Annotated in this window: 15 protein-coding genes; 11 read left to right on the forward strand and 4 right to left on the reverse strand. The window is 75.1% G+C overall.

What is annotated here, in order from left to right; all coding sequences use genetic code 11:
- Positions 1–249 precede the first annotated feature (249 nt).
- The 7 genes from FHN55_RS06075 (at position 250) to FHN55_RS06105 (ending at position 10,138) form a co-directional block, all read left to right on the forward strand.
- Entirely contained in the window at positions 250–1,680 is a 1,431-nt protein-coding gene (locus tag FHN55_RS06075; RefSeq protein ID WP_139711355.1) for a bifunctional diguanylate cyclase/phosphodiesterase, read from the forward strand.
- A gap of 59 nt (positions 1,681–1,739) precedes the next feature.
- Complete coding sequence (locus FHN55_RS06080; protein ID WP_139711356.1) at positions 1,740–2,780, forward strand: LacI family DNA-binding transcriptional regulator; 1,041 nt, start codon at positions 1,740–1,742, stop codon at positions 2,778–2,780.
- Positions 2,781–3,027: 247 nt separating this feature from the next.
- The gene (locus FHN55_RS06085) at positions 3,028–5,004 is read left to right on the forward strand and encodes a glycoside hydrolase family 127 protein (RefSeq protein ID WP_218974392.1); all 1,977 of its coding nucleotides are present in this window, start codon (positions 3,028–3,030) and stop codon (positions 5,002–5,004) included.
- Positions 5,005–5,104: 100 nt separating this feature from the next.
- Positions 5,105–6,385 (forward strand): extracellular solute-binding protein, encoded by a 1,281-nt coding sequence (locus FHN55_RS06090; protein ID WP_139711357.1) that lies wholly within the window; start codon positions 5,105–5,107, stop codon positions 6,383–6,385.
- A gap of 1 nt (position 6,386) precedes the next feature.
- Positions 6,387–7,415: a carbohydrate ABC transporter permease gene (locus FHN55_RS06095; RefSeq protein WP_139711358.1), complete on the forward strand. Its 1,029-nt coding sequence runs from the start codon at positions 6,387–6,389 to the stop codon at positions 7,413–7,415.
- Between the two features lie 92 nt (positions 7,416–7,507).
- Positions 7,508–8,269, forward strand: coding sequence for a carbohydrate ABC transporter permease (locus FHN55_RS06100; RefSeq protein WP_139711393.1), 762 nt, complete (start codon positions 7,508–7,510; stop codon positions 8,267–8,269).
- A 153-nt stretch (positions 8,270–8,422) separates the two neighbouring features.
- A complete protein-coding gene (locus tag FHN55_RS06105; protein ID WP_218974393.1) occupies positions 8,423–10,138 on the forward strand; it encodes a hypothetical protein in 1,716 nt (571 codons plus the stop codon).
- Between the two features lie 113 nt (positions 10,139–10,251).
- Here FHN55_RS06105 and FHN55_RS06110 read toward each other — a convergent pair whose 3' ends face one another.
- On the reverse strand, positions 10,252–13,401 hold the full coding sequence (locus FHN55_RS06110; RefSeq protein ID WP_139711359.1) for a S8 family serine peptidase: 3,150 nt from the start codon (positions 13,399–13,401) through the stop codon (positions 10,252–10,254).
- A 101-nt stretch (positions 13,402–13,502) separates the two neighbouring features.
- Positions 13,503–14,561 (reverse strand): cell wall-binding repeat-containing protein, encoded by a 1,059-nt coding sequence (locus FHN55_RS06115; RefSeq protein ID WP_180357677.1) that lies wholly within the window; start codon positions 14,559–14,561, stop codon positions 13,503–13,505.
- Between the two features lie 205 nt (positions 14,562–14,766).
- Here FHN55_RS06115 and FHN55_RS06120 point away from each other — a divergent pair, with 205 nt between their 5' ends.
- Together FHN55_RS06120 and FHN55_RS06125 are read left to right on the forward strand one after the other, a co-directional pair.
- Positions 14,767–15,735 (forward strand): glycosyltransferase, encoded by a 969-nt coding sequence (locus tag FHN55_RS06120; RefSeq protein ID WP_218974394.1) that lies wholly within the window; start codon positions 14,767–14,769, stop codon positions 15,733–15,735.
- Positions 15,735–17,207: a hypothetical protein gene (locus tag FHN55_RS06125; RefSeq protein WP_139711362.1), complete on the forward strand. Its 1,473-nt coding sequence runs from the start codon at positions 15,735–15,737 to the stop codon at positions 17,205–17,207. Before FHN55_RS06120 ends, FHN55_RS06125 begins: the two co-directional genes overlap by 1 nt.
- A 12-nt stretch (positions 17,208–17,219) precedes the next feature.
- On the opposite strand, the gene FHN55_RS06130 is transcribed toward FHN55_RS06125, so the two are convergent.
- Entirely contained in the window at positions 17,220–18,485 is a 1,266-nt protein-coding gene (locus tag FHN55_RS06130; protein ID WP_139711363.1) for a phosphatidylserine decarboxylase family protein, read from the reverse strand.
- A 202-nt stretch (positions 18,486–18,687) separates the two neighbouring features.
- Between FHN55_RS06130 and FHN55_RS06135 the strand changes: the two genes are divergently transcribed.
- Complete coding sequence (locus tag FHN55_RS06135) at positions 18,688–19,974, forward strand: multidrug effflux MFS transporter (RefSeq protein WP_139711364.1); 1,287 nt, start codon at positions 18,688–18,690, stop codon at positions 19,972–19,974.
- A 107-nt stretch (positions 19,975–20,081) separates the two neighbouring features.
- On the forward strand, positions 20,082–20,327 hold the full coding sequence (locus FHN55_RS06140) for a hypothetical protein (protein WP_139711365.1): 246 nt from the start codon (positions 20,082–20,084) through the stop codon (positions 20,325–20,327).
- Positions 20,328–20,357: 30 nt separating this feature from the next.
- Here the strand turns inward: FHN55_RS06140 and FHN55_RS06145 are convergent, their stop codons facing one another.
- Positions 20,358–21,851 carry a threonine/serine exporter ThrE family protein gene (locus FHN55_RS06145; protein ID WP_139711366.1) on the reverse strand — a complete coding sequence of 498 codons (1,494 nt, stop codon included), beginning with the start codon at positions 21,849–21,851 and terminating at the stop codon, positions 20,358–20,360.
- Between the last annotated feature and the right edge of the window lie 27 nt (positions 21,852–21,878).

Raw genomic sequence — 21,878 nt, forward strand, 5'->3', positions numbered from 1 at the left:
ATGACTGTGAGTGACGTCTTGATCACCAAGCCGACCGGTTGATCAAGAGTGGAATGATCGTGTCTGCACAGTGAGTGACAGATCGACATCTCAGGACGGCGTGCTCGGCGAGGTGGCGGACGCCCGTGCACCGTGGCTGCTGCGCCGTGACACCGACGACCGCCACGAGGCGGCCTTCCTGTCCGCGCACGGGCTGCGCGAGGCGATGGTCTGCCCCGTGGACCTCGGGGACCGCCGGGCCTGGTGCTCGTGGCCGACCGGCTCGGGGAGACCGCCACCTTCGCCCGCCACGACATCGCGCTGCTGCAGACCCTCGCGGGGCACCTCGCCGTCGCGCTGCGCAGCGCCTGGCTCCTCGACCGCCAGCTGCACGACGCCCGCCACGACGCCCTCACCGGGCTGCCCGACCTGGTCGGCCTGTCCGAGCTGGCCGCTCCCCTGCTCACCACGGGCGTCCCGCCGGCGGTGCTGGTGCTCACGCTGGACCGGGCGGCCGAGGTCAACGCCGTGCTCGGCCACCGCAGCGGGGACGAGATGCTGCAGCTGGTGGCGCGCCGCCTGGAGCTGGCCCTGCCTGGCGCCCTCGTCGGCCGGCTCGGCGGTGAGGAGTTCGCCGCGGCGCTCGCCCCGCGCGACGGCGTGCCCGCGCTCCAGGACGCGCTCGCCGCCGCGGCCCGGGTCGAGCACGTGCTCGACGCGCCGGTGCAGCTGAGCTCCGCGTCGGTGTCCACCACGGCCCGCCTGGGCGTGGCGCTCGCGGAGCCCGGCGACGACCTCGGGGACGCGCTGCGCCGCGCCGACACCGCCCGGACCAGCAGCGACGGCACCGGCGCCGTGGTCTACACCACCTCGATGGACGAGGGCCGCGCCGAGCGCGTGGAGCTGCTCTCCGACCTGCGCCGGGCGCTGGACACCGACCAGCTGATGCTGCACTACCAGCCCAAGCTCGACCTCGCCTTCGGCCTGGTCACCGGCGTCGAGGCGCTGGTGCGCTGGGACCACCCGCGGCTGGGCCGCCTCAGCCCCGACCGGTTCGTGCCGCTGGCCGAGTCGACGGGCCTGGTGGAGCCGTTCACGCACCACCTGCTGGGGGTCGCGCTGCGGCAGCTGCGCGCGTGGCAGGACGGCGGCGTCGACGTCTCGGTGGCGGTGAACCTCTCGGCCCGCAACGTGGCCAACCCCGCGCTGCCGGACCTCGTGGCGGCGGCGCTGGCCCAGGCCGGCGTGCCGGCCACCCGGCTCACGCTGGAGCTCACGGAGTCGACCGTGATGGGGGACCACGCCCGCGCCGTCCCGGTGCTCGAGCGCCTGGCGGCCATCGGCGTGACGCTGTCCCTCGACGACTTCGGGACCGGCTACTCGTCGCTGTCCTACCTCCAGCGCCTCCCGGTGCGGGAGCTGAAGATCGACAGGAGCTTCGTGCGGGGCCTGGAGGCCACCGCCAGCGCCGAGGACTCGGCGGTCGCCGCGGCGCTCATCCGCAGCACCACCGCTCTCAAGGACGCCCTGGGCCTGCGCATCGTGGCCGAGGGCGTCGAGGACGCCGACGTGCTGGAGCGGGTGAGGGAGCTCGGCTGCGACGTCGTGCAGGGCTACCACGTGGCGCGCCCCGCCGCGGCGGACCAGCTGGACACCTCCACCACGCGCCTGCTCACCGCGGGCGACGCGGCCGCGCGCTGACCGGGCCGGACAGGACCGCCGTGTCGACTCCCGGCGACCGCGGCTGGCACCATGCGCGGGTGTCGAGCCAGCGCCCTCCCACCCTCGTGGAGGTCGCGCGCCGGGCCGGCGTCTCCCTCACCACCGCCTCCAAGGCCATCAACGGCCAGCCGCGGGTCTCCGCCGAGGCGCGCAAGAAGGTCCTGCGGGCCGCGAAGGAGCTCGACTTCACGCCCAACCCGCTCGCGCGCAGCCTGCTGTCGGGGCGCAGCGGCACGGTGGCGATGCTCATCATCGACACGCTCTCCCGCCGGTGGGCGGTGCCCGCGATGCTGGGCGCCGAGTCCGCGCTGAACCGGGTGGAGCTGTCGATGGTCACGGCCGACGCCCAGGGCGACCCGGACCGCCTGCGCGAGCTGGCGCGGCTGTACCAGGCGCGCAAGGTGGACGGGCTGCTCGTGCTGGGGGACAACAACTCCCCCACCCCCTCCCTCGGCGCCGACGTCTCCCTGCCGGTGGTGTACCTGCACGGCGAGACGGGCGACCCCCGCGACGTGTGCCACGTCCCCGACGACCGCGGCGGTGCCGCCCTGGCCCTGGAGCACCTGCACGCCCTCGGCCGGCGGCGCATCGCGCACATCACCGGGCCCACCGGGGTCCGCGCCGTCACCGAGCGGGCGGCGGGGGTCCGCGAGCGCAGCCGGGCGCTGGGCGTCGAGCTGGTCGGCGAGGTGCTCGAGGGCCCCTGGTCGCAGCGGTGGGGCCGGCAGGCCGCCGAGCGCCTGCTGGCGGAGCACCCCGATGTCGACGCGGTGCTGTGCGGCTCCGACCAGATCGCCTACGGCGTGGTGACGGCTCTGCAGGCCGCCGGCCGCAGCGTCCCCGGGGACGTGGCCGTCACGGGCTTCGACAACTGGAGCGCGTTCGCGCTCGAGACCGACCCGCACCTGACGAGCATCGACATGGAGCTCGACGTGCTGGGCGCCTCGGCCGTGCGCGACCTGTTCGCCGTCATCGACGGCGAGGCCGGCGGCGTGAGCGTGGGGGCGGGCGTGCGCTCGCACCCCTGCACCCTGGTGGTGCGCGGGTCCACGGACCCCTCCGCCGCCCCGTCCGCCTGACGGTCCCGCTCACCGCCTCCTCCCCGACCTCCCCCCTTCCGCAGCGATGGGTCGCCGCGCGCCACGCCGGTGAGGAACCGTTTCACCTTGTCTGAACTGCGAAGATGCAGCGTTCGAGAAGCAGTTGCGAGAAAACCCTTGACGCCGCACGTCGAGAAGAGGAAACCTTTCCTCACCTTCGCCGGCGAGGCCGGCGAGCAGACCCCCTCCCACCGCGACGGCGGGAGGCCCAGAGAGGACGTCGACGGTGACGGATCTGGTGGAGCGCCCCGAGGCGCGCGCGCAGTCCCCGGCGCACGGCGCCGCCGGCCCGGTGGCACCGACGCCCGCTGCGCTCTCGCCGCTGCGGCCCCTGCCGCACGACGCGGCCCGGCTGACCGCCGGGTGGCTGCACGACTGGCAGCGGGTGACGCTGACCGCGACCCTCCCCCACGTGCTCGACCGCGTCGAGCAGGGTGAGGCGCGCAGCAACCTCGCCCGCCTCGCCGGTGAGAGCGACGCGCCGCTGACCGGCATGTTCTTCACCGACACCGACGTCTACAAGGCCGTCGAGGCCGTCGCGTGGGCCTCGACCCGCCTGCCCGCCGACCACTCGCTGGTGCAGCGCGCCCAGGCCCTGGTCGACCTGGTGCGCCGGGTGCAGGAGCCCGACGGCTACGTCAACAGCCGCGTGCAGGGGGACCCCGCCGTCGAGCGCTGGGCCGACCCGCAGTGGGGCCACGAGCTCTACACCGCCGGACACCTGCTGCAGGCCGCCGTCGCCGCCGCCCGCACCGGGTCGCTGCCCGGCGCCCTCGAGACCGCCCGGGCGATGGCCGACCTCGTCGTCGCCCTCTTCGGACCGGGCGGCACCGGCCGCCCGGGGTACGTCGAGGGCCACCCCGAGGTCGAGACGGCACTGGTCGAGCTCTACCGCCTCACCGGCCACGGGCCCTACCTCGACACCGCGGCCCGCCAGCTCGAGCTGCGCGGCCACGGCTGGCTGGGCGAGGACAGGTTCGGGTCGGCCTACTTCCAGGACGCCGTGCCGGTGCGCGAGGCCCACGAGGCCACCGGCCACGCGGTCCGCCAGCTCTACCTGCTGACCGGCGTCGTCGACGTCGCGGTCGAGACGGGGGACACCGAGCTGCTCGCGGCCGCGGTGCGCATCTGGGAGGACCTCGACGCCACCAAGACCTACGTGACGGGCGCGCACGGCTCGCGCCACCGCGACGAGGCCATCGGCGACGCCTACGAGCTGCCGCCGGACCGCGCCTACGCCGAGTCGTGCGCCGCCATCGCCACCTTCCACCTGGCCTGGCGCCTGCTGCTGGCCACCGGTGAGGCGCGCTACGCCGACGCGATGGACCACGTGCTGCACAACGCGCTCGCCGCCTCGACGTCGATGTCCGGCACGGAGTTCTTCTACTCCAACCCGCTCCACCTGCGCACCGGGCACGGCGGCGAGCACGAGGACGCCCCCACCCAGCGCCTGGCCTGGTTCACCTGCGCGTGCTGCCCGCCCAACATCGCGCGGCTGCTGACCTCCGTCCACGACTACCTGCTCACCAGCTCCCCCGCCGGCCTGCAGCTGCAGCACCACGCCAGCGCCGACGTCGACGCGCTGGTCGGCACGCGCGGGACGCCCGTGCACCTGGAGGTGACCTCCGACCAGCCGTGGGGCGGCACCACCCGGGTGGTCGTGACCGGTGGCGAGGACGCCCAGGCGTGGGAGCTCGCCGTCCGGGTGCCCTCCTGGGCCCGCGACTGGTCGGTCACCGTCGACGGCGCCGCCGTCGACGACGCTGCGGCGGACGGGTACGTGCGGCTGAGGCGGTCATGGGCGGGTCGGCACGAGGTCGTCCTCAACATCGGGGTGACCGTCCGCCAGCTCACCCCCCACCCGCGTGTCGACGCCGTGCGCGGGTGCGTGGCCCTGGCCCGCGGGCCCGTCGTCTACGCCCTGGAGCAGGCCGACCTGCCCGCCGGCGTCGTCCTGGAGGACGTGCGCCTGCGCCGCGTCCTCGGGGCGGTTCGTGCGCCCGAGGGCGCCGTCGCCCCAGTGCTCCTTGAGGCCGAGGTGTCGTTCGAGCGTCCCCAGCAGGACGCGCTGTACAGCAGCGCGCCGCGGACGCACGAGACCGAGGTGGCCGTGGTGCCCCTCGTCCCCTACCACCGGTGGGCCAACCGCTCACCGGGACCCATGCGGGTCTGGCTCCCCCTGGCCGACGCGCCCACCGGCTGAACCGGCCGGAGCACCACCGCTCTCCCGCCCCACCACGCCCCACCACCGCCACGAGCGCCCCGCTCGGGCAAGCACCCTGTTTCAGAGAGGAAACACCGTGATGCACTGCTCCTCCACGTCCCGCGGGGCCCGCCGCTCCACCCTCGCCCTCGCCGTGGCGGCCGTGACCGCGCTCGGCCTGTCCGCCTGCGGCGGCGGTTCGACCGACGCCGCCGACCCCGCTGCCTCAGGCTCCGGTGCGGCCGGCGGCACCTACACCGTGTGGGACCCGTACCCCCAGTTCGACGACTCCTCCGACTGGGTCAAGCTGCTGCAGAAGTGCGGCACCGACAACGGCGTCACCGTGGAGCGGACCGGGTACGACACCACCGACCTCACCAACAAGGCGCTGCTCGCGGCCCAGCAGGGCACCTCGCCCGACGTCATCCTCATCGACAACCCGGTGATCTCCACGCTGGCCGACGCCGGGGCGCTCACCGACACCGAGACCCTCGGCCTGGACACCTCGGCCTTCGAGGAGAACCTCATCGGCGCCGGCGAGGTCGACGGCAAGACCTACGGCGTCCCCGTCGGCGCCAACACGCTCGCGCTGTACTACAACAAGGCCGTCCTCGACGCCGCCGGGGTCGACCCGGCCAGCGTCACCGACTGGAACAGCCTCAACGCGGCTCTGGAGAAGGTGAAAGCCGCCGGCAAGAAGGGCATCACCTTCTCCGCCATCGGGACCGAGGAGGGCTCCTTCCAGTTCCTGCCGTGGTTCTGGGGCTCCGGTGCCGACCTGAAGGAGCTCGACTCCAGCCAGGGCGTCGCCGCGCTGAGCCTGTGGAAGGACTGGCTGGACAAGGGCTACGCCCCCAACTCGGTGCTGAACAACACCCAGACCACCAGCTGGCAGGAGTTCGCCACCGGCGACTACGCCTTCTCCGAGAACGGCACCTGGCAGCTCGGCAACGCCAAGGAGACCGGCTTCGACTGGGGCGTCATCTCGATCCCGGCCGAGAGCGGCGGCGTCGCCCCGGCGCCGACCGGTGGCGAGTTCGTGGCAGCGCCGGTGCAGACCGACGAGTCCCGCTACGCCACCACCACCAAGCTCATCAGCTGCCTGACCAGCGCCGACAACGCCCTGGCGACCGACACCACGCTGTCCTACATCGGCGCCACGCAGGCCGTGCAGGAGAAGCAGTCCGCTGACGCCGAGCTCAAGCCGTGGGTCGAGGCCGTGCAGGGCGCGAAGGGCCGCACCAGCGACAACCTCGGCACTGACTACCCGAAGATCTCGGAGCCGATGTGGGACGCGGTGCAGGCGGCGCTGTCCGGCTCGAAGACGCCGGAGCAGGCCATGAAGGACGCCCAGACCGCTGCGGCCTCGGCGACCAGCTGACATGACGACGCTCGAGCAGGGCGGGGGCGCGGGCTCCCGCCAGGGGGCCGACGCGCAGCCGTCCGGCCGAGCGCCTCAGGGCGGGACCCGCTCCGGCGGGTCCCGCCCCCGGGCTGGGGGTCGGGCTGGCGGCAGGCGCCGCTCGCCCGCCACCACCAGCCAGCTCACCGCGTGGGCGTTCGCCACCCCCGTGGTGGTGTACCTGCTGGCGTTCTACGCCGTGCCGCTGTACCGCAACCTCGACCTGTCCCTGCGGGACTACACGGTGAGGTCGTTCGTGCAGGGAGGTGCGGAGTTCAACGACTTCGCCAACTACGTCGACGTCTTCCAGGACCCGACGTTCTGGCCCGCGCTGTGGCACACGCTGGTGTTCACCTTCGTCTCGATCGGGGTGCAGTTCGCCCTCGGGATGGCGCTGGCGGTGTTCTTCTTCCAGCACTTCCGGCTCTCCACGACGCTGCGCGCCCTGTTCCTCGTGCCGTGGCTGCTGCCGCTCATCGTGTCGGCCTCGACCTGGGCCTGGATGCTCAACAGCGACTCCGGCGTCGTCAACTACGCCCTGTCGCTGGTGGGCGTCAGCCCGGTGAACTGGCTGACATCACCGCAGTGGGCGCTGGTCTCGGTGATCATCGCCAACATCTGGATCGGCATCCCGTTCAACCTCGTCATCGTCTACAGCGGGCTGCAGTCCATCCCCGGTGACGTCTACGAGGCAGCGTCGCTCGACGGCGCAGGGGCGTGGAAGAAGTTCTGGAGCATCACGTTCCCGCTCCTGCGTCCCGTCAGCGCCATCACGCTGCTGCTCGGCCTCGTGTACACGCTCAAGGTCTTCGACATCATCTGGATCATGACCCGGGGCGGTCCGGGCGACTCCTCGCAGACCTTCGCCACCTGGTCCTACGACGAGAGCTTCGGCAACGTGCTCCCCCGCTTCGGCACCGGCTCGGCCATCAGCACCCTGCTGATCCTCATGGCCCTGGTCGCCGGCCTGGTCTACATCCGCGCTCAGCACCGCCAGGAGGACTCGTGAGCACCACCACGGCCAGCGCGAGGCACAGCGCGGTCACCCCTGCGGCCCGCCGCGGCGCCAAGACCGCCCTCGGCCTGGTCCTCACCGCGGTGATGCTCTTCCCCGTCTACTGGATGGTGAACGTCTCCTTCACCCGCACCCAGGACATGCGACGCACCCCTCCGGCGCTGTTCCCGGTCAACGGCACCCTGGACGGCTACCGGGCGGTGCTGCGCGACCAGATGCCCTACCTCGGCACCAGCCTGCTGATCGGCGTGGCCACCGTGGCGCTGACCCTGGTGCTGGCCGCACCGGCGGGGTACGCCATCGCCAAGCTGCGCCCCCGCGGCGCCGGGGTGCTCAACTTCGCCCTGCTCGTGGCGCAGATGATCCCCGGGATCATCATGGCGATCGGCTTCTACGCTGCCTTCATCAAGCTGGGGGTGCTCAACACCCTCCCCGGCCTGGTGCTGGCCGACTCCACCATCGCGGTGCCGTTCGGGGTTCTCATCTACACCGCCTTCATGAGCGGGATCCCCGACGAGCTCATGGCCGCGGCGCGCGTCGACGGGGCCAGCACCTGGCGCACGTTCGTCTCCGTCGTCCTGCCCGTCAGCCGCAACGCCACCGTGACCGTGTCGCTGTTCGCGTTCCTGTGGGCCTGGTCGGACTTCATCTTCGCCTCGACGCTCGCCTCGGGCTCGAAGCTGCAGCCGATCACCATGGGCATCTACCGCTACATCGGCAACAACAACCAGGAGTGGGGCTCGATCATGGCCACCGCCGTGGTCGCCTCCGTCCCCGCCGCCGTGCTGCTCGTCCTCGCGCAGCGCTACGTGGCCGCCGGCGTCACCGCCGGAGCCGTCAAGGACTGACGGCACCCTCGAGCCGCCGCCGGGCGGGACGTCGTCCCCCAGCACGTCCTGCCCGGCGGCCTCCAGACCCCCGCTCTCCACGCACGCTGGTGAGGGCGGGCCCGGGTCGCGCGCACCTGTGCGGTCCCTCCCGAGATGGCGAAGGAGCCTTCCGTGAGAAAGCACGTCCTCAGCAGCACCGCGACCGCCGGCCTGGTGCTCGCCTCGCTGCTGGCCCCCGTGAGCGCCGCACAGGCCAGCGGGAACACCCTGGTCGTCAACGCCGGCGGCGACCTCCGACCCGTGACGCACGTCGCGGCCGGCACCCTGTACGGCATCGCCGATGCGAACACCCCCTCAGCGGCGCAGCTCATGCCGCTGCGGCTCAACCAGCTCACCCAGCCACCGCCGGGCGTCCAGCAGCTCGGCAACGGGGCCACCACCCCGACGGGCGACGCGCTCAAGGTGGCCCCGACGGTCACCGCCGTCGGCGCGCAGCAGTACATCCGCATGCCCGACGTCTACCCCGACTTCCCCTACAAGTGGGTCAGCTGGGACGACTGGCTGAGCAAGGTCGACACCATGGTCAAGGCGCGCTTGAACGCCACCACGACCACGGGCATCAACGGCTGGGAGATCTGGAACGAGCCGGACGGCACCTGGGACACCGCCAAGGCCGGCCCGTACAACGACGGCTGGACCAAGACGTACCGCAAGATCCGCTCGCTGGACACCGCGACGCCGATCATCGGCCCCGGCACCACGATCTACAACCGCGACTTCATCAAGTCGTTCCTCACCCAGGCCAAGGCCGACGGCACCCTGCCCGACGTCATCGTGTGGCACGAGCTCAGCCAGGGCTGGCAGAACATCGACGAGCACGTCGCCGACTACCGCGCGCTGGAGAAGGAGCTCGGCATCAGCCCGCGCCCCATCTCCATCAACGAGTACGCCTGGACCGACCAGGTCGACGTGCCCAGCGCCGCGCTGCACTACATCGCCCAGTTCGAGAGGACCGGGGTCAACGACGCGGAGCGTGCCTACTGGTACGAGTCGGGCACGGCCAACGGCCTCTTCTACAACGGCCAGCCGACCGCCTCGTACTACATGTACAAGTGGTACGGCGACATGGCCGGCAAGATGCTGCCCGTCACCGCCTCCGGCGACCTCGACGGCATCGCCTCCCTCGACTCGACCCGCAAGATCGTCAACGTCGTCTTCGGTGGCGACTACGGCGACGACGCGGTCAAGGTCACGGGCCTGGGCAGCTTCGGCTCCCAGGTGAAGGTCACCCTCACCGCCAGCGGGATCACCGGGCGCCAGACGGCGGCGTCCGCACCGCAGCCGGTGTCCACCCAGACCCTGACCGTCGCGTCCGACGGCTCGGTGACCGTCCCGGTGAACGGCATGGACGCGCGGGCCGCCTACCAGCTGCTCGTCACCCCGGCCGCCGGCCCGACGACCAGCTGGCAGCAGACCTACGAGGCGGAGAACGCCTCCGTCAACAACGCTCAGCGCCTGGCCGCCGGGTCCGCGTCCAACGGGTACTACGTGGGCCGCATCGACGGGTCCGGGGACGTCCGCAAGGACAGCTTCGTCGACTTCGTCGTCAACGTGCCGACGGCCGGCAGGTACTCGATGTCGGTGCGCTACGCCAACGGCGGCACGTCGACGGCCACGCAGGGCCTCGCCTACAACGGCGGTGCCTGGTCGACGATCTCCTACCCGACGACGGGCTCGTGGGGCACCTTCGGCAGCACCGCGGCGTCGAGCGCCTCGCTCGACCTCAAGGCCGGGTACAACGTCATCCGGCTCGCCAAGGGGTCGCCGAGCTTCGCGGGCGGCACGGGCTTCGCCGAGCTGGACAGCATCACCCTGAACAAGAGCTGACCCAGCAGCTGACCGTGGTCTGGGGTCCCCCACCTCGGGCCGCTGAGAGACGGCTGACCGGGGTCACGTCCAGCCGTGACCCCGGTCAGCCGCACCCGCGGGGCTCGCCCGGGTCAGACCCGGGTGCCGCCGCAGGTGGTGGCGCAGGAGGTGCTCCACACGGCGCCCAGGCTCGACGCCAGGGCCGTGCGGCGCAGGCGCTCCCCGTTCGGGCCGGTGCGGGCCGTTGGGGCGGGGCTCGCGGTGGGCGATGTGGTCGGCGCGGACGACGCCGAGGACGACGAGCTGGCGGACGCCGAGGGCGGCGAGCCGCCCGAGCCGCCCGAGCCGGTGCTGCCGGAGCTCGACGAGGGCGTGCTGCCCGGCGCGGTGTCGTAGTAGGTCAGCCCGCCGGTCAGCGTCGACGTCTTCGCCGTCGTCGACAGCACCACGTCGTAGGCGCCGGCAGAGCGCGCCGGCGTCCGGAACACCAGCTGCGTGCCGGTGGCCGCGAGGACGTCGGCCGTGGCCGTGCCCACCCGCACCCGCGTGGCGAAGCTGAAGCCCTCACCGGTCACCGTCACCGAGGTGCCGCCCGACGACGGCACGCGCGTCGGGCTCATCCCAGTCACCTTGAAGTCCCCGACGGACGGGTACTGGGTGCTGCCGCCCGGCGTCTGCGTCGCCGACGCGGTGCTGGAGGACGACGACGACGGAGCGCTGCTCGAGCCCGTCTGCGCTGCGCTCGGCGTGCCGCTGGCCGTGCTGCTGGCCGTGCTGCTGGGCGTGCTGCTGGCCGAGCTGCTGGGCGAGCTCGACGCGCTGCTGCTGGGCGAGCTCGACGCGCTGCTGCTGGGCGAGCTGCTGGGCGAGCTGCTGGGCGTGCCCGTCGATGACGGCATCGAGCCGCCCGACCCGCCCGAGCCGCCGGTGGAGCTGGCCGAGGGCGACGGCGAGGAGATGCCGGGCTGTCCCCCGCCGGTCGGCAGCGCCGTCGCCGAGCGCGACCCGGTCGGCGAGGCCGTCGCCGACGGAGTCGACGTACCGCCGGTCGAGGAGCCGCCCGGGGTGCTCGTCGAGCTGCCGGGCGTGCTGGACGCGCTGCTCGAGGAGCTGCTGCCGGGCGGGCTCGTGGTGGGCGTCCCACCGGTCGGGCTGGGCGAGGCCGACGGCGAGCTGCCCGCCGCCCCCACCGCCAGCGGCGCCGCGAACGGCCGCCCGACGGGCGTGCCGTCCTTCACCAGCTGCGCCACCAGGGCGTACGTGCCCGGCCCCAGCGTGAGGGCCGGTGAGACCGTCTGCGTGGCGAAGGCGTTCGAGCCCGTGACGGTCGGCAGGTCGACGCTCACCTGCCCGTCGTCGTCGGTGGTGAGGGTCTGCCCGCCCGTGGCCACCGGGACGTCGGCGACCGCCCAGGCGTCGCCCTCGTGCCGCATCGCGAGCGTCAGGCGCAGCTGGTAGGCGCCGGCGCCGGTGACCGAGTCGACCGCGACGCTCGGCGTCACGGTGCCGGCGCTCCCGGACATCGACGAGAACGTGTACCGGGCGCCGCCGGCGGTGGCGCCGAGGTTGGTCAGGTCGAGGCGCCCCCCGGTCACGGACCGCCCGGAGAAGGCCGGCACGCGCTCGGCGTCGGCCAGCAGGCCGGCCTTCACCTGCGCCGCCGTCCACGTCGGGTGCGCCCCCAGGTACAGGGCCACCGCCGCCGCCGTCGCCGGCGCCGAGAAGGAGGTGCCGTTGGCCACGCGGTACCCGCCGTCGGGGTAGGTGGTGTAGATCCACGAGCCGGGCGCGAACAGGTCCACGCTGGTGGCACCGAACGCGCTGAAGGAGCTGACGGCGTCCGCGGCGGTGGAGCTTCCCACGGTGATGACGTCGTCGGAGCTCAGCGACGCCGGGTACACCGGGTTCGAGTCCCGATCGGCGCTGTCGTTGCCGGCCGCGGCCACCACGAGCACCCCGTTGGCCCGCGCGTAGTCGACGGCGGCGGTCAGCTGGGTCAGCCAGTAGCCGCTCACCGCGCCGCCCCAGGAGGCGTTGATGACATCGGCGCCGTGGTCGACGGCGTAGCGGATGGCCTTCACGGCCAGGGGGATCTGCACGCTGGACCCGCCCCCGACGACCAGCGGCATGATCGTCGCCCGCGGGGCCACACCGGCGATGCCGGTGCCGTTGCCCAGGCGCGCGCCGATGACGCCGGCGGTCATGACGCCGTGGTCGCCGTTCGCGCCGTTGTTGACGTCAGCGGTGTTCGTGTAGAAGTTCCAGCCGCCGCAGTCGCCGGTGATCCCGTCGCCGTCGGTGTCGGTGGAGCAGGCGGTGTTCGACCACTGCGACCCGACGAGGTCGGGGTGGTCCGTGTCGAAGCCGGAGTCGAGGTCGGCCACCACGACCCCCTGGCCGTCCGAGGCGGCCCAGCCGGTGGGCGCGGCCACGTCCACGCCTGCGCGGGCGCCGCCGCCGTAGGCGTTGCGGCCGGTGTTCTCGAGGTGCCAGCCGTAGGTGTCCTGGTCGGGGTCGGAGATGGCCGGGCTCTGGAAAGCGACCTCCGGGGACGGCTCCGCGGACGTCGCGCCGGGCAGCTGGCGCGCCTGCGCCAGCGTGAGGTCGCCGGCCACGAGCACCAGGCCGTCCACCAGGCGCTGAGCCGTGACGACGCCAGGCACCGCCTCCAGCGCCGCGAGCTGCGCGTCGGTGACCACGCCGTCGGCGGTGCCGACCACGGCCTGCTCCGCCGGCGTCGCGCTCGCCGTCGGCTCGGACCTCGCCGTCGCCGTCGCCGTCGACGTCGCAGCGGTGGCCGCCGGGGCGGCGAAGTGCAGGTCGAGCGGCTCGCCCAGCTGGGCGGCCCACTGACGCAGCTCGTCGAGGGTGAGCACGCGGTCGGACGCGCCGGGGCCGAAGGCCCGCGCTCCGCCCTCGGTGGCGTAGTAGTCGGTGCCGCCCAGGCGCACCACGGCGCCGCCCTCGCCGAGCTGCGCCCGCACGTCGGCGGGTGCGGTGGGGGCGGGTGCGGCGTCGGCCAGCGGCGTGGAGGCCGAGGCCAGCTCCAGCGGCGGCAGCGCGACCGCGTCGGCGGCCACGGCGGTGGGGGCGGTGGAGGGCTCGAGCTGCACCACGTAGCGGGAGAGGCCGTCACCGGGGCCGAAGTCGGTGACGACGTCCACCTGGCGGCCGTTGGCGGCGATCGCCAGCCCGGTGCCGGCGGCAGCACCCACCACGAGCGCGACGGAGGCGACGCTCGCGGTCAGCGTGCCGCGGCGGCCCAGGGCGATCCTCTTCACCCCGCCGGGTTCGGCGCCCCGGTCCGGGACCTGCAGCCCTCAGCGGCCAGCTGCACCCGTCCGGCCGCCCCGCACCCCGCGACCGGCCCACCCCCGCGGTGTCAGCAGGGGGTGAGGGCCGCTGCCGCCGGGCTGACCACCGTGGGGCCGCCGAGGACGACGACGCGCTGCGCGCGCAGCCGGCTGATCTCCGACAGGGTCGCCGCCGGCACGCAGTCCTTGGACGTCAGCAGCAGCGGGACACCGCTCGGCCCGGACACGGCCGCGCCGGCCAGCCCGTCCGGGAAGCTCGTGCCGCTGGCGAGCATCACCGCGGAGACGGTCTCGGTGCCGTCGGCGGCCCGCGTGGACGGGCTGCCGTCCACGTGCACCTGCGCGCTGGCCCTCGCGGCGGTCTCGTACCGGTCGGCGCCGTAGGTGCGCGTCACCGACGTGCCGGGCAGCAGCGCCTTCAGCTGTCCCACCACCGCGTCGGAGACGGTGCCGGGGCCACCGAGCACCACCACGCTGCTGGGCGCGAGGGTCTTGACGTCCGCGGCGAGGGAGGAGGGCAGCCGCGCCGGGTCGGTGAGCACCAGCGCCCCGCCGACCGCGCCGGCCGCGGCGCCCCCGCCGAGGGCGTCGGCGAAGCCGGTCCCGGACGCCACGTACAGCGGCTTGCCGGGGTCGGCCAGCACGCTGGCGGCGTACCCGGCGGTGTCGTACCTGTCGTTGCCGTCGAAGCGCTTCACCTCGGCGAGGTCGCTGAGCTGGGCGCTGATGCGGTCGCTGACGGACCGGTCGCCGCCGAGCACGTAGACCTGCTCCACCTTGAGGCGGTGCAGCTCGGTGCGCACCGCGGCGGGCAGCTGCCCGTCGGCGGGCACCAGCAGCAGCGGAGCGCCGTACTGGGCGGCCAGCGCGCTGGCCGCGAGGGCGTCCGGCCAGCTGGCGGCCGAGGCCACGAAGGCGGCGTAGGCGCCGTCCGCGTCGGTGAACACGGCCTGGCTGACGGCGATGGCGGTGCCGATCCGGTCGTCGCCGGCCAGGCGCTGCACCTCGAGCGCGCCCGGCGCCGGGCTGGGAGCGGTGTCCGCGCTGGCGGCGCCGGCGGTGGCCAGCACGGTGGCGGCGGCCAGCGCGGCGATGGTCGCCGCGGCCCTCGAGCCGGTGGTGCGCACAGCGGGTTCCCCCAGACACGACCTCGGCGGTCGGCAGCGCCTCGCAGCCGCCGACTCCTCACACCGGTGTCCCGACGACCGTGGCACACGCCGGCCCCGGATCCGCGGCGCCACGCCGCAGCGACCCCCGACCGCTGGGCGCGTGCCCCACGGGCAGTTCCCGCGAACGCCGGTGGGCGCACCGCCCCCGGCGCTACGTTGCGGTGTGCCGTGGGCCTCCAGCGCCGGACGGGTCGCCGTCCTCGTCCCCTGCTTCAACGAGGCGGCCGCCGTCGGCGACGTCGTGGACGACCTGCGCGCCGCGCTCCCGGACGCCACGGTCTACGTCTACGACAACGCCAGCACCGACGGGACCGCGGCCGTCGCCGCCGCGCACGGCGCGGTGGTGCGCCGCGAGCCGGTGCCCGGCAAGGGCAACGTGGTGCGGCGGGCCTTCGCCGACGTCGACGCGGACGTCTACGTGCTCGTCGACGGCGACGACACCTACGACGCGACCGCCGTCGCCGACCTCGTCGAGGTGCTGCTGTCGGGCCCGTACGACCACGTGGTCGGCGCCCGCCGGGCCCGCACGGGCACGGCGTACCGCCCGGGCCACGCGGCGGGCAACCGCGCGCTGAACCGCGTGGTGGGCCTGGTGTTCGGAGCGGACACCACGGACATGCTCAGCGGCTACCGCGTGATGTCGCGGCGGTTCGTCAAGACGTTCCCGGCGCGCAGCCGCGGCTTCGAGGTGGAGACCGAGCTCACCGTGCACGCGACCGCCCTGCGGGTGCCGCAGGTGGAGGTGCCGGTGGGCTTCCGCGACCGGCCCGCCGGCAGCGAGAGCAAGCTGCGGACGGTCCGAGACGGGCTGCGGATCCTCGGGTGGGTCGCGCGGCTGGCGCACTCCGAGCGGCCGCTGGTGCTGCACGCGCCGCTGGCCGCGGTGCTCGTGGCCGGCGCCGCGCTGCTCGGCTCCCCGCTGGCCGCGGCGCTGCTGGGCGGGCTGGCGGTCGCCACCGGCCTGGTGCTGGACGGCGTGCGCCGCGGCCGGCAGGAGTCGCTCCGGCTGGCCTACCTGCAGCTGCCCGTGCCCGGCGGCCCGAGCCGTCCCGGTGGCCCCGGCGCCCCGCTGGTCGGCGAGCCCCTCGGCGCCCTGGCCGCGCCTCGTCCCCGCGTGCCCGCGGGCACCTGATGACCGCGCCCGTCCCGGCGCCGTCCCGCCCTCCGCCCAGCACGCGGCGCTCGCTGCGCGCCGACGAGCGCGCCGGCCGCCCGGCCCGGCGCTCCCTCCCGCCCGGCCCGGGCGCGCTGCGCGCCACGGGCCGCTTCGCCGCCGAGTGGGTCGTGGCGCTGGTGCTGCTGCAGCTGGTGCTGCTCGCGGGGCTCATCGGTGCGCAGGCCGTGCCCAACGGCCCGATCGTCGACAGGCTCGCGCAGGCCGTGGCCGACGGGGACTACGGCCCCGCCTACGTCTCCGACGGCATGGGCGGACGCGCCGACCGCTTCACCGAGTGCGTCGAGCTCGGCTACGGCGTCAGCTCCCCCGACGACCCCCGCAGCCTGTGGTTCCGCGCCACCGGCGGCCCGCGCCTGGAGTCCTGCGACGCCGGCGCCGCGCAGGTCAGGGCGCTGGCCGCCGGCGAGCAGGTGCTGCCCCCCGCCACCTACTACCGCTACTGGAACGGGTACGCCCTCGTCAGCCGCCCGGTCCTCGCCACGCTCGGCGTCCCCGGTGTGCGCATGGTCTCCGGCGCGCTGCTCGCCGCCGCGGGCGTCGCGGCGTTCGCCGCGCTGCGCCGCCGGGCGGGCACCGCCGCGGCGTGCGCCCTGGTGCTGCCGGTGGCGGTCTCCACCAACGCCCTCGCCATGCCGGCGCTCGCGTTCACCCACGCCCTCGCGCTGGCCGCGATCGCCGCCGGGGTGGCGCTGACCGCGGTGGCCGCCGGCTCGGCGCGCCTGCGCGGCTGGCGCGGCGCCGCCGTCGGAGCCGGTGGAGCGGGCGCGCTGCTCGCCTACACCGACCTGCTCACCACCCCGGCGATGTCGTGGGGCCTGTGCGCCGCAGCGGCCGGCGCCGTCGCCCGGGGCACCGCCACCCGCCGCGGGCCCTCCGAGGAGGACGACGACGGCGGCCCCGCCGGCGCCCGACCCGCGCTGTCCCCGGTGCTGGCCTCGGTGCTGGCCCCGGTGCTGGCCTCGGTGCTCGCCGCCGGCGCGGCCTGGCCGGTCGCCTACGGCGTCACGTGGGTGAGCCGGTGGCTCGTCGCCGCCGCCGTCCAGGGCCCCGGCGTGTTCGCGGCCGTCCGCGACAAGTCCGCCGAGCGCCTCGACGGCGCCGCCCGGGCCGTCGACCCGTCGTTCGGCGCGCCGACCGCCGCCAACGTCGAGCGCTGGCTCGGCACCGCCCCGACGGCGTGGCCGCTGCTCGTGGTGGCCGCCGTCGTCGTCGTGGTCGCTCTCGCCCTGGCGGTGCAGCGCGGCGGAGCCAGCAGGCTGCTGCTCGCCGCGGTGCTCGCCGCACCGGCGCTCGTGGTCCCCGCCTGGTACGAGGTGCTGAGCAACCACTCCCAGGTGCACGCCTTCTTCACCTACCGCAGCGTCCCCGCGGCCCTCGGCGTGGTCGTGGCCGCCTGCGTCCTCGCGGCGGCTCCCCACCGGCGCTGAGCGGCGACCTGCTCAGCCGACCACGCGGGCCAGCCGCGAGCGCACCCGCACCAGCGGCGCGTCGGGCAGGTGCGGCTGCGGCAGGGCGTGCAGCGCGAGGTCCAGCTCCACGCCCGGCTGCAGCAGCAGGCAGTAGGTGGAGCCGCCGAAGGCGAAGTGGCCCAGCTCGTCGCCCTTGGCCAGGTGCGCCCCCTCGGTGACGTGGTCGGCGATGACGCAGGAGGAGACGTCCACCATCCCCACGGCCACGAAGCCGACCAGGCCCAGGCGCGGGTCGTCGGCCTCGAGGACGACGACGGCGCGGGCGGCGACGTGCGCGAGGTACGCCTGCGAGGCCGCCGGCTCGTAGGCGGAGGAGCCCTCGGCGTCGTCGACGGAGTAGTAGGTGCCGGGCACGTTCGCGGCCCGGACCACGCGCCCGCCGACCGGGGCGTGCCAGCGGTGGTAGTCGGTGGCCGACAGGAACGCCTGGAAGACCGTCCCGCCGGCGAACCGCTCGGCCAGCGGGTCACCGGCCAGCAGGTCCCGCAGGGAGTACGGCTGCGTCTTCACCCAGAAGCTGTCCGTCAGCTGCGCGTTCGTGGTGACCCCGTAGGGCACGGACTCGCAGGGGCTGACGACGACGGCGTCGTCACCGGGGTCCGCCACCGGGCGCTGCCCCTCCCGGAAGCGGCGGGTGAAGAAGTCGTTCCAGGAGGTGAAGCCGGCGTGCTCGGCGCCGGGGTCGTGCACGTACTGGTCCAGGCCCACCGCCTCCTTCGCGGCCGGGGAGAGCCAGCCGCCGTCGGCGTCCACCAGCACGTCGCGGGAGGCCGGGGAGTCGAGGTGCTCGCACCAGGCGCGCAGGATCCTGCCGAAAGCGTCGTTGACGCGCGGGTCGCGGAAGGCCGCCTCACCGGACGGCGTGGCCATCGGCCAGTCGAGCAGCGCGGCGACCGGGGTCATGACCATGGAGTCCTGGCTGTACGTGGGCGCGGTGGTGAGGACCGCGCTGAGCAGCTGGTACAGCTCCTGGAGGCTGTGGACGTGCCGCTCGACGTACTGCTTGCCGCGCGGCTCCTCGGCCACCATGCGCTCCAGCAGCATCCGCACCACGGCGTCGCCGGCAGCCAGGTCGGCGAGGTGCTGCACGGCGGGGTGCAGCGGCTGACCGCCGGCCCTCGCGCGGTGCTCGCGCAGCCATCGCTCGAGGGCCTCCTGGTCGGGCAGCCAGCCGGCGCGGCCCCGGACGTGCTGGTCCTGCGGGCGGTCGCTCGGCCCTGACGAGGAGGGGCTCACGCTCCGCGACGCTAGGCGCGCCCCCGCGCCGCCGCTCGTGGGTCATGGACGTGGCGACGCGTGCCCGGTGGGTGCCTGTGTGAACAGTGTGTGACGTCTCGCGGGTCCGGGAACAAGCCCGCCGGTGGCCGGGCTCTGGCTGGGTGGCAGCAGCGGGCCCCGGCTCGCGCGCCACCGCACTCCCCCGGTCTGGAGGACCACGATGACGCTGCGCGAGGAACGCTCCGCGCCCACACCCGCCCCCACGAGCACGCCGACGGGCGGCCCGCCCACCCAGCGGAGCCTGCTCGGCACGGTGCTCGTCCTCGGCGCGTTCGTGGCGATCGGCCCGCTCACCATCGACATGTACCTGCCGGCGCTGCCGACCATCACCGCCGAGCTGCAGACCACCGAGGCCGCGGTGCAGCTCACGCTGACCGGCACCCTGGTCGGCCTGGCGCTGGGCCAGCTGGTGCTCGGCCCCCTGTCCGACGCCCTCGGACGCAAGGGCCCGCTGCTGGCCGGCACGGCGCTGCACGTGGTCAGCTCCGTGCTGATCCTCTTCGCGCCTGACATCACCACCCTCGGCGTGCTGCGCGTGCTGCAGGGCGTCGGCACGTCAGCGGGCGCCGTCATCGCGCTGGCCGTGGTCCGCGACAGCCTCTCCGGCCGCGCCGCCGCCACCATGCTGTCCCGGCTGTTCCTCGTGATCGGGGCGGCGCCCGTCCTCGCCCCCACCATCGGCGGGCTCGTGCTCGGGGCCACCACCTGGCGCGGGGTGTTCGCCGTGCTGGCCGTCTACGGCGTCGCGCTGCTCGTCCTCGGGTCGCTCGCGCTGCGCGAGACCCTGCCGCGCGAGCGCCGCCAGCCGCTGCGGGTGCGCGCCACGGTCCGCACCTTCGGCTCGCTCCTGCACGACCGCGTCTACCTCGGCCTGGTCGCGGTGGCCGGCCTGACCATGGCGAGCCTGTTCAGCTACGTCTCCGGCGCCTCCTTCGTCTACCAGGAGGAGTTCGGCCTCGACCAGCAGCAGTTCGCGTTCCTGTTCGGCGCCGGTGCCGTCTGGCTCATCGGCGCCACCCAGCTCAACCCGGTGTTCCTGCGGCGCTTCGAGCCCGCGCAGATCCTCCTGGGGGGCAGCCTCGCGGCGGTCGGCGCCGCCGTCGTCCTCGTCCTGCTGGCCACCTCGGGCCTCGGCGGTCTGTGGGGCGTGGCGCTGCCGCTGTGGGCGGTGCTCTTCGCCGGCGGCCTGGCGCTGCCCAACGCGCCCGCGCTGGCCCTCTCCCGCCACGGCGAGGCCGCCGGCTCGGCGGCGGCGCTGCTCGGCGCGGTGCAGTTCGGCGTCGGCGCGCTGGTCAGCCCGCTGGTGGGGGTCCTCGGCAACGACGCGACCGCCATGGCCGTGGTCATCCTCGGCGCCGCGCTCGCCGCGACCGCGGTGCTGCTGGCGGTCGTGCGCCCGTGGCAGCTGGGCCCGGTCGACGTGGAGCCCGGCGCCGGCGCCCACTGAGGCCCGGCGGCACCCGGGCTGCAAGCCGGGTGCAAGCGCCCTCCCCCAGGGTCGGTGCCGGCGCAGCCGCTCGGCTCCGCCGGCACCGACGCCCCGGGGAGACCACGATGACGACGACGACGGAGCCCGCCGGCCACCCCGGGCAGGCGCAGCCAGGACGCGGCGGCGGTCGGCGCCGACGTCGGGTCGAGGAGACGGGCAGGACGCGCGCGTCGCGCACGTCGCGCACCGAGCCCGTGTCGCTGGACCCCGAGGCCACGACCGGTCCGGTCTCGGCCGTGCTGGCGCTCCTCGTCGGCGCGCTGGAGCTGTTCGGAGCGCTCTCCAGCTGGCTCGGCCCGTCCGACGGCTGAGCCGCGGCCGCGCGGTCCGCGCGGTCTGCGTCAGCCGGCGCCGGGAGCCGCGGCGTCCGCCGGCTGCTCTCGGCCCGCGCGGCGGGCCCGCCCGGCCCGCGCCGCCCGCGCCTCCCGGGTGCGGCGCGCGAGCGTGGTCCCCAGCGTGGTGCCCGCGGCCAGCCCCACGCCGATCATCGCCGCCCGCAGCAGCAGACCCCCGCCCGTGCCCGCCGGCGCCCCGCTGACCATCGCGAACAGGCCCTGGTAGATCGTCAGCCCCGGCAGCAGCGGGACGATGGCGCAGGTCGCGGTCACCGCTGCGGGGACCCGGGTGCGCGGGGCCAGCGACTCCGCGCCGGCGCCGACCACCAGCGCGGCCAGCGCCGCGCTCACCGCGGCCCCGGCGCCCGCCCCGAGGAGCAGCGAGGACACCGCGTACCCCAGCGCGCCCCACGCCGCCGCCTGCAGCGCCGCCCGCGGTCCCGCGAAGGACGACGCCGCCCACGCCCCCGACGCCACCGCCGCCCCGAGCACCTGCACCGGCAGCGGCCACGCGGCGGTCGCGCTCGAGGCGAGCACCAGCTCCACCCCGAGCCGGTTCGCCACGTCGAGCACGCCGCCGATGCCCACCACCAGCCCGAGCGTCAGCAGCAGCACCTCCAGCAGGCGACCGCTGGCGGTCACGAGGAAGCCGTTGATGGCGTCGTCTGCGGCGCCCACCAGCGACAGCCCGGCGAGCAGCGCGATGATCCCCGAGGCCACCACCAGCGACGGCGGCAGCGCGGCCAGCGACACCGGCAGGCCGGGCACCGCCAGCAGCACCACCGCCACGGTGGTGGCCGCCGCCGCGCCCGCGGCCTGCAGGAAGAACGACGGCAGCCCCCACCGGCCCAGGCGGCGCAGCAGCAGGTCGATGACGGCGGTGGTGGTGGCCGAGAGCAGCACCACCGGCGGTCCCCCGCCCAGCAGCACCGCCACCCCGGCGGCCATCGCGGCCAGCGAGGCGGTGACCAGCGCGGGCCGGTAGCGGTGCGGCGCCTCGAGCACCGCGTCGAGGCTGGCGTGCACGCGCTCCAGGCGCTGCTGCACCGCCTCCCGGGCGGCCGGGTCGTCCAGAGCGTCGGCCAGCTCGGGAGCGGCCGGGCCCGCCTGCACGTCGTGGGCGAGGGCGGCCAGCCGCGAGAGGCGGTGGTAGTCGGGGGCGCGGCTCTGGACCACCCGCAGCACGCTCACGGCCCCGGCGTCGCTGCTGTCGTGCGCCACGAGCACCACGGTGAAGGTGACGTCCACCTGGCACTGGACGCCGAAGGCCGCGCAGGTCCGGCGGACCACCTCCGTGGAGGCCGAGGCCGTGGCGCCCAGGGAGAGCATCGCCTCGCCGAAGCGGACCGCCACCTCGAGCACCTCGCGCACCTGCTGCTCGGCCAGCCGGGCGCGCTGGGCGCGCCGCCCGACGGGGATGACGGGCGCGCGGCCGCTGACGCGCTCGTCGAGGCGGGCGAGCAGCTGGCGGCGGGCGGTCGGGGAGACGGGCGCCCGCACCAGGCGGTGCGGGCGGGACTCGGCGGC

Origin of the sequence: Streptomyces sp. NP160 (assembly GCF_006335115.1) — a bacterium.
Taxonomy (GTDB): domain Bacteria; phylum Actinomycetota; class Actinomycetes; order Actinomycetales; family Quadrisphaeraceae; genus Quadrisphaera.